Annotated in this window: 6 protein-coding genes; 5 read left to right on the forward strand and 1 reads right to left on the reverse strand. The window is 68.8% G+C overall.

Annotated elements, in window-relative coordinates; genetic code table 11:
* Positions 1-39: 39 nt before the first annotated feature.
* Positions 40-1,284 carry an MFS transporter gene (locus tag EV644_RS42855; protein WP_132197342.1) on the reverse strand — a complete coding sequence of 415 codons (1,245 nt, stop codon included), beginning with the start codon at positions 1,282-1,284 and terminating at the stop codon, positions 40-42.
* Between the two features lie 536 nt (positions 1,285-1,820).
* Here EV644_RS42855 and EV644_RS42860 point away from each other — a divergent pair.
* From EV644_RS42860 to EV644_RS42880, 5 genes are all read left to right on the forward strand, one after another.
* Positions 1,821-4,373 carry an MXAN_6230/SCO0854 family RING domain-containing protein gene (locus EV644_RS42860; RefSeq protein WP_132197341.1) on the forward strand — a complete coding sequence of 851 codons (2,553 nt, stop codon included), beginning with the start codon at positions 1,821-1,823 and terminating at the stop codon, positions 4,371-4,373.
* A 159-nt stretch (positions 4,374-4,532) separates the two neighbouring features.
* On the forward strand, positions 4,533-4,832 hold the full coding sequence (locus tag EV644_RS42865) for a hypothetical protein (protein WP_132197339.1): 300 nt from the start codon (positions 4,533-4,535) through the stop codon (positions 4,830-4,832).
* Positions 4,829-6,526, forward strand: a complete 1,698-nt coding sequence (locus tag EV644_RS42870) for an amidase (RefSeq protein ID WP_241999435.1) — start codon at positions 4,829-4,831, stop codon at positions 6,524-6,526. Before EV644_RS42865 ends, EV644_RS42870 begins: the two co-directional genes overlap by 4 nt.
* 104 nt (positions 6,527-6,630) lie before the next feature.
* Positions 6,631-7,131, forward strand: a complete 501-nt coding sequence (locus EV644_RS42875; RefSeq protein ID WP_132197337.1) for a hypothetical protein — start codon at positions 6,631-6,633, stop codon at positions 7,129-7,131.
* 149 nt (positions 7,132-7,280) lie between these two features.
* A complete protein-coding gene (locus tag EV644_RS42880) occupies positions 7,281-8,243 on the forward strand; it encodes a type IV toxin-antitoxin system AbiEi family antitoxin domain-containing protein (protein ID WP_132197335.1) in 963 nt (320 codons plus the stop codon).
* The last annotated feature ends 235 nt before the right edge of the window (positions 8,244-8,478 follow it).

The raw sequence follows: 8,478 nt of genomic DNA on the forward strand, positions 1-8,478 counted from the left end.
GGACGGCGTCCGGCGATATTTCCCTGAGTCTCCGGCCGCTCATTCCGTAACTGTTTCCACAGTTCCGGCCGAGCCCTGGCGGGCACGGGCCCAGGCAGTGCCCGCCACAAGGGCCGCAAGGACTCCCGCGGCACCCACCACAGCCAGTGCCAGCGATGGCGAGGTCCTGTCGGCGATCAGGCCGGCCAGCAGGATCCCGAGGCCCTGGCTGCCCTTCAGAGCCGTACTGGCGACTCCGAACGCCTGGCCCCGCTGGTGGTCCGGCACTGCCTGGACGAAGGCGGCACTCGTCGGCAGGTGGTAGGCCGAAGCCATCCCTGAGAGCCCCCAGAGCGCGAGCGTGGGCAATAGTCCGGGCGTGAAGGCACAGAACACGAGTGGGACGCAGGCGGCGACCGCGAGCGGCCCGAGCAGGCGCATCCGCCGCTCAGGAGGCCACAGCGTGATCAGCCACATGCCGACGACCGCCCCGGCCGGGCTGGCGGCGAGCAGGAGTCCCGCTGCTTTCGGCCCGCCTCCGATCTCGTTCGCGTAGGGGACAGCTAGGCCTTCCACCGTGACGTAGAACCCGGCGATGGTCGCGAGAGCGATCAGCGCGCGCAGGCTCGGAGTACGGAGGACTAGTGAGGCGCCTGCGGCCATGTCTGCGAAGTAACTGCGTCGCGGCTCGTCGACCTGCTTCGCAGGGGCCGGGCGAGCGTGCACTCCGAAGGCGATGAGCAGTGCGGACAGCAGGAAGGTCCCGGAGTCGAGCAGCAGGCCTCCCGAGGTCCCTACCGCAACCACTGCGAGGCCGCCGGTGCCGAAGCCCAGTACCTGGCTGAACTGCACGACCATGTCATTCGCGGCCTTGCCGAGCACGTAGTGGTCGCCTGGCAGCACCACCGGCAGCGTCGCGGCGCGTGCCGCGTTGAACGGCGAGCCGAAGGCCTGCAGCGCGATCAGCAGCAGGATCACGATGATCAGCGGCAGCGCCCCGATCGCCATCGCGGCCACCAGTACTGCGCGCGCCAGGTCGGTGATGATCATCACACGGCGCCGCGGATACCGGTCGGCGATGCCTGCGAGCAAAGGGCCGAAGAGCAGATCCGGCACGTAGGTCAGGGCGTAGGTGAGCGCGGTGAGCCCGGCGGATTCGGTGCGTTCGAACACCAACACGGAGAGTGCGACGCGGGCCAGCTGATCGCCGGCGACGGACAGGATGCCGGCCAGGAACAACGCCCTGAACTCGGCATGTCCGAACACATCACGCCAGCGCGCCCGTTCCACCACCCCACCAACCATGACGGAGACCTTAACCACTATCCGTGGCCCGACACCTGCCGCGCGTGACAATAAGGGTTTCCCTCCGCCTGGGCCCGGCCGCCGATGTGATGGAATCCACGCCAGTGGTCTGATCCAGCGGGCTCAGTGGTCCACTCATTCAAGGGTTTGTTGGCGGCAAATAAGTGCCATCTGGGGTGGCCCGATGGCGCAGGACTTGTCCGGCGGCTCTACTCTGGAGTCGTCTGGTACCGGGGTCTGGGCGGGGCGGCCCCGACCCTGGTACCGGACCTCTTCTTTGTCCGGTCCCTTCTGCGGACCCGCGGCCGTCGCGCCGCTCCAGGACAGGCCTCTGGACAGGCTCTCGGACCAGCGTCACGGGGGCTCCGAAACTGTCGGTGGAGCCCAGTAGCGTTCTTCTTGCCAGGGGCGGCTCTTGGACGTGCTTCCTTCTCCTTCACCAGGCATGTAGCGCGTTCGCTCTCCGCCCCTGGCACCTGTGTCCCTGCTGTGGTTCCCACTGCTGTTCCTGTTGCCGATGTTCACGGGGAGGGTCGATGCCTGACGCACTAGCGGCGGTCCTGCTGCGACGCCGTCGACTGGTCGACGCCGCCCGTCTCACCCCACCCGTACGCCGGTCCGCGTGGCAGTGGCTGCGGCACCCACTCACGACGCAAGCAGGGCTGGCCGCGTTGCAGGCCGAGCTGATCCAGCGCGGCTTCCTGCTCTCGGCGAATCTCTACCGGCACTGTGCCGGGCTGAACCCCTTCGCGTTGACCGGCTTCGGTCGTGAACTGCTGGACGTGCTGGACGCGGAGTCGGGCAGCGCGGCCGATCACGTACCGCTGTTCCGAGGCTTCCCCGAGAGCGTGCCGGGCAACACCGAGACCTTCTACGTCGACAGGGTGTTCGCGCGGCTGCTGCAGAAGCCCGAGCAGCCCTGTGTGTTGTGCGGTGAGGTGGAGACGGTCCAGCCCGTATCGCCCTGCGCACACCTGGTCTGTCGCTCGTGCTGGGACGGAGCCGACTTCAGCGCATGCCCGATCTGTCTGCGGCACCTCGATCCGGACGATCCGTTCCTCGAGCCGTCCTTCGACGAGGTGACCACTCCGGGTCGCGCCGATCGTCTCCGACTGCTGACCCTGGCGCCGGCCGATGCCGCTAGGGCGACAGCCTCTGAGCTTCTCGCTCGTCGTACGCCGCTGTCGGCCGGCGACCGTGCCGACCTCCGGGTGCTCTTGTCCAAAGCCGACCCGTCCTGGCTGCCGGACACGATCCCGGTCCGGGAGACGCGTGCGCTGGTTCTCGCGCTGTTGATGCCGCGGTTTTCTTCGTTGGTCGACGATCTCATCGAGACCGCGACCGATGCGCTGCGTCTCCTCTATGTGCTGATGGGCGCCGATCCCGGTCTTCGCAACCCACCTGTACGGCGCCAGTCGCTGGCGCGGGGGATCCGTCGGACCGTGCTTGCGCGGCTCGATCGAATGCCGGTGGAGCAACTCGTCGAGGACATGCTGCGGCATCACCGCGCCTGGAAGCGCGTCGGCGAGAACCTGCATCCCTTCGAGTTCGCCGACCGCTATCCGGTCGCCGCCCTCGCCTTCGCCGTGCTCCGCGGGACCACCTTGGACGCCACGACCCCTGCCGGTCGCGCGGTGCTCAGCGAGGCTGCGAAGCATCCCGTCGTCCGGCTCGAAGGTGGACGGCCGAGGATGAACACCTTCGCCAGTCGGGTCGAGGGAGCGTTCGCGGCTGGGCGGGCCGATCTCGCGTTGAACCTGTTGCGGACGCGGCCGGGGGAGATGCTCCGCCGACTGGTCCAGCTTGCTCGTGCACTGCCGGTGGACGCGCACGGCTCACTGATGGAGGCAGTCGCTACGGCTGTCTCGGACGTGTCGCCTTTCGTGTTGACCGCCGCACTTGGCCAGGTCCGGACGCCGCCGGGTGACCTGCGGCTGTTCTTCCCGCGCGGCGGAACGACCCGGATCTGGACCTCCGTGGATGATCGCGAACCGTTGCCCGCGGAACTCGCCGCCGCGCTGGCCGCAGTACTGGTGGGTGAATTGTTGCGTCGGGCAACTTCCTTGCCGCAGGTGCGGCGGGCGTTCCTGGACGAGGAGCTGGCGCGGCTGGCTGCGCCTGCTTCTGGGCGGAGCACGTCGTCCACGTTGCTGCGGATGACGCGGGGGAGTGCGGCGCCGATCCCGCAGGACGAGCTGCTGCGGCTGTTCGTGCACTGGGTGGAGCCGGCCGGGAGGCGGGTCGACCTGGACCTCTCGGTCGCGGTGTTCGACGAGGAGTGGGCGTTTCTCGGGCTGTGCGACTACACGCGGCTCAGGTTCGACCAGGACGCGTTGGTGCACTCGGGCAATCTCACGTCAGCGCCCGGGCCGCAGGGATCGACGGAGTTCGTCGACCTCGACCTGGTCGCGTTGCGCCGGTTGGGCGGGCGCTACGTGCTGCCGGTGGTCTTCAGCTACAACGACGTGCCGTTCAACGAGCTCGAGCGCGGCTTCATCGGGGTCATGCGGCAGCCGACGGGGCTGTTCGACCCGGCCGCGGTGGAGGAGCGGTTCGACCTGACCGGGCCGGCCAAGATCCTGCTGCCGTTCGGCGTCGACCTGCACACCAAGGAACTCCGCTGGTACGACGTGAACCTCAGCGCCGCCGGGTACGGGCACGGCATCGCGCGGTATGCGCCGCAGGTCGCACTGATGGCGGCGACGATCGAGGAGGTCCACGGCGCCGGCGACCGGGTGAGCCTGTGGGAAGTGTGCTGCTGGCACGCGGCGGCACGGACGAACGAGGTGGTCGTCCGCTGCGCCGACGGCTCGGTGGTCGGGTACCTCCGCGGCGATTCCGAAGAGCTCCCCGACTTCGCCCGCCGCCTAACTGCCCGCCTCGAGCCCGACCGCTACTGGGACCTCGACGCAGCCAACCGCGCCGACTTCATCGCCGTCATCACCGGCGACATCGACCCCAAAGCAGGCGCCGAGGTCTACGCCCTCCACCCCCACCTTCTGGACCCCACCAACCTCACCCTCACAACCGCCACCGACCTCCTCACCCCGCTCACCCCAGACACCCGAGCCAACCTCCCCACCCACTAACCCGCACCGAGGTCCTCGCGCCTGACGCTTCCCGCACCCAGGCCGGTCCCTCCGCAGGGTGGGAGTTAACTTTGCTGCGACATCAGTGAAATGTGGGGACATACATGTCGTGACATAACAGGTCTGCAGTCTTTCCGCCGCAGACCTCGAGGAGCACGAGTGAGCCTCACCCCACCCACGGACGCCGAGCTGGACGTGATGATTCGCGCCCGGCTGGCCGCGATCGGCATCGATCTCGACCAACTCCCTGCCGGTACCGCGCCCGACCCCGAAACGGGCAGTCCCGGACGCGACGCCGCGCTGGCCGGACTCCGCAGTTTCGTCCGTACCACGATCGTCCCGCTGGCCGCCTACCAGTTCGCGGCCGCCGGTCCGGAGAGTGACCGCGCCGCCCTCGCGCAGCAGGTCTCCCCGCCCGCCCTCTTCCCGTCCATCGACATCGAGAGGCAGTCCCGGTGACCGCCCCGCTGAACCACGAGGTCGTCACCACGACCGACGAGCCGATGGACACCCGAGTCGACCGCCGTTCCTTCATCCATCGCGTCGGCGCCGTCGCCGCAGCCGCGACAGTCGGCACGGTCACCCTGCCCGCCGTCGCATACGCAGGACCGCAGGGCAACCTCCAATCGACCACCACCCCCGACGTCCCCGTCCGCCCGGAGGCGATCGCCGACGTCACCGAACTCACGATCGCCGAGGCCGCCACGCTGATCCGCAGCGGCAAGCTCCGTCCCGAGCGCCTGCTGGAGGCCCACCTCGACCGGATCGGCGCCTTCGACGCGACGTACCAGGCGTTCAATCTGGTCCTCGCCGACGAGGCCCTCGCCCGGGCCCGTTCGCTCGGCCGCACCCGCGGTGGCGCGCTGCACGGCATCCCGCTCGCGATCAAGGACAACTACTACACCCGCGGCATCCCGACCACGGCGAACTCGTACCTCTTCGAGAAGTTCGAGCCACCCTTCGACGCGACCGCAGTACGGCGGCTGACGGGTGCGGGCGGCATCGTCCTCGGCAAGACCCAGATGGGCCCACTCGCCACGACGAGAGCGACGACGCCAGACGGCAGGATCACCACCGTCAACGCGTGGACGCCCGCGGACCCGTCCACCGACCCGGGCGGTTCCTCGTCCGGATCGGCCACCGCGGTCGCGTCCCGGATGGCGACCTCCGCCGTCGGAACGCAGACAGGCGGCTCGATCATCGCGCCGTCGAACGCGCAGAACCTGACCGGCCTCAAGCCGACCATGGGCCGCGTGTCCCTCTACGGCATCGTGCCGCTCAGCTACACGCGCGACCACCCGGGACCGCTCGCCCGGGATGCCATGGACGCGGCGATCATGCTCACCGCGATGGCCGGCGAGGACCCGAACGACCCGCGCACACAGGGCCTCCCACCCGTGCCCGACCTGATCACCGCTGCCACGCCCGTACTGCGGGGCCGCAAGGTGGGGGTGCGCTGGCGTACCAGGGTCGGCGTGATCCCAGGCTTCACCACGGGTACTTCGGAGACGGCCGCCGCGCGCAGGGCCGCACTGAGCAAGCTCGCCGAGGTGGAAGACCTTCAGGTGGTCGACGTGACCATGCCCGACGAGTGGGACGTGCTCACCAACGCAGCGTTCAACAACGTCCGGTTGCCCGAGCGGAGCGAACCCTTCCTGCCGATGCTCCGGTCGGATCTCCGGGGATTCGGTGTGTCGGTGACCGGTTGGCTGCAGGGCGCGTTGCTCGGCGCTGACGAATACCTGATCGGTCAGCGAGCAAAGGTGCTTCTGCTGCAGCGCGTGCTGGACGACCTGTTCGAGCAGTGCGACGTCGTGGTCCAGACCAGTCCCAACCCGTTCGACGCGATCGGTCTGCCCGAGCTCGCCCTGCCGATCGGTTTCACCGCCAAGGGTGTGCCGATCGGGACGATTCTCGGCGGGAAGCCCTTCGGGGAGGATCGCCTGCTCGCCGTCGCCGCGGCGTACCAGGCGCTGACCGACTGGCATCACCGCCGCCCCGCGGACCCGCAGTCCGCAGTACCGCTGGCTGCGACCGGTACAGAGTCGGGCACCAAGGCTGACGCGCGGCGGGCCACCGGTCGCGTCCAGGCGCCGGCCGCCGGTGACCGTGGCCGGCTCCTCGCCCACGAGATCCCGGACCTGATGCAGTGAGGCGGAGGCACGGAGTTTGACAATTCGATGAAGTTGCCGTGGCTTTGACGGGATTCGCCGGCCCTTTGGGGTTACAAAGGAAGGGTCGGCGAAGGGAGCCACGAATGACGTACGACGTGGTGGTGCTCATCGAGCGGGAGATGAGCGAGGGCGACGCACGACGCGTGGCCGCCCTGCACGCAAGGCGGGAAGATCTGGTGGACTACCACCTGCTCGTCTCCAGTCATCCGACCGAGGGAATCGGTGGACCACTGGCGTTGCTCGGGTCGAGCCTCGCGGATGTCACGGGCATGTCCGCGGTCTCTCGCGCGGCGGCTGTGTCGACCGCGACGGCGCTGGCGGATCCGGACACCGACCTGGCCTCGGTGATCGAGCACAGCTCACGCCGGTTGCGCGGCCTGAACGACTGCAGGGTCAACGTCTCGATCACCCACGGCGAGATCCTGCTGGCCCTGAAGACCCTGGTGAACAGTACGAAGAGCCAGGAGGTCGTCGTGGTCGCCTGGCCCGAGACCGCCGCAAGCTTCGTCTGCTCCGACTGGGCCCACCGCGCCAAACGCCAACTCAAGGTCCCCCGAGTCCGCGTCGTCGAGCACGAAACCTGATCCGCTAGCGCCTTGTTCGACCGCTAGCGCCCTGTCCGACCGCTAGCGCCCTGTAGGCCGTCAGCGGTCGAACAAACAGTGATCGATACGTTCTCCACAGGCTGGCAACCCGAGACGCGGGCTGCTCCAGGCTCGGCATGTTCTCTGGCATGAACATGAACCTGGCTGCTACGGCAGCGAAGCGAGGCGGCTGGTTCGATCGCCGGGACGCACTCGCGGCTGGATACACCGATGACGAAGTCCACGCGCGTGTCAGGGACGGCCGTTGGCTGCGACTCTGCCGTGGTGCTTACGCGATACCTGGACCTGACGACGAGTCTCGGGCTGACTGGGACAAGGCGATCTGGCGGCACCGGATGATGGCGCGAGCGATCTATCACCGCCTCGGTGGGCGCGCGGTAGTCAGCCATCAGTCGGCCTTGCTCCTCCATGGCGTGGAGGTGTCGGACCTCGACCTGAGTCGGGTTCACCTCACCCGGCTGGACGGCTTCGGCAGATCGGGAGCATCGGTTTGCCAGCATGCGGCCCGCCCGCCAGTCCTCGACCCGGTCGAGGTCGATCGGGAGCGGTTGACACCTGGTGCGCGGTCGGTGGTGGAGACGATCCGCGGCACGCCATACCCGGTGGCGGTGTCTGTCGTCGATGCGGCGCTGCGGCTGGGTGTCGCCACGGCCGAGCAGCTCACGGACGCGCTGGAGCTGTTCACCGGCCGGACTGGCACCCATACGGCACAGCGGGCGGTGTGGTTCGGCGACGCCAGGGCGGAGTCGGTTGGCGAGTCGCGTCTGCGCGTTCTCATGTCGGACCTCGGCCTGCCGGAGCCGTTGCTGCAAGTTGAGATCCGGGATGCCGGCGGAAGACTGGTGGCGAGAGTCGACTTCCTGTTCGAACGTTGGGGAGTGATCGTCGAGTTCGATGGTGCGCTCAAGTACGCCGGCGTCGGCGCCGAGGCGCTGATCGCCGAGAAAGCCCGTGAGGACAAGCTCCGAGACCTCGGCTACGAGGTGGTGCGAGCGGTCTGGGCTGACCTCGCGCAGCCCGCCGAGCTGGTCGCCCGAATCCGGCGCGCCATCGCGCGCTCGCAGCAGCGTCGAGGCCCAATAGCGGGTTAAGTGGCGACTGGCACCTTGTACAAGCCGCCAGCGGTCGAGCAACCCGCCAGCCACCGCCGCGGCACGGCCGGCGCTGGCGCAGCACGGCCGGCGCTGGCGCGGCACGGCCGGCGCTGGCGGGTTATGTGGCGACTGGCACTTTGTAGAGCCTGTTGGGGAATGGTTTTGGCTGGCGGAGGTCAGGGGTGTTGGTGGGGCTGTGGGTGTTGGGGCCCTGGGGCCGGGGCCTGCACCC

The sequence above is a fragment of the Kribbella orskensis genome (genome assembly GCF_004342085.1).
GTDB classification, from domain to species: Bacteria; Actinomycetota; Actinomycetes; order Propionibacteriales; family Kribbellaceae; genus Kribbella; species Kribbella orskensis.

What these genes read in the sequence shown, in the direction of transcription:
- EV644_RS42880 (WP_132197335.1), top strand. Translation starts at nt 7,281, where the DNA reads ATGAACATGAACCTGGCTGCTACGGCAGCGAAGCGAGGCGGCTGGTTC.
- EV644_RS42860 (WP_132197341.1), top strand. Translation starts at nt 1,821, where the DNA reads ATGCCTGACGCACTAGCGGCGGTCCTGCTGCGACGCCGTCGACTGGTC.
- EV644_RS42855 (WP_132197342.1), bottom strand. Translation starts at nt 1,284, where the DNA reads ATGGTTGGTGGGGTGGTGGAACGGGCGCGCTGGCGTGATGTGTTCGGA.
- EV644_RS42875 (WP_132197337.1), top strand. Translation starts at nt 6,631, where the DNA reads ATGACGTACGACGTGGTGGTGCTCATCGAGCGGGAGATGAGCGAGGGC.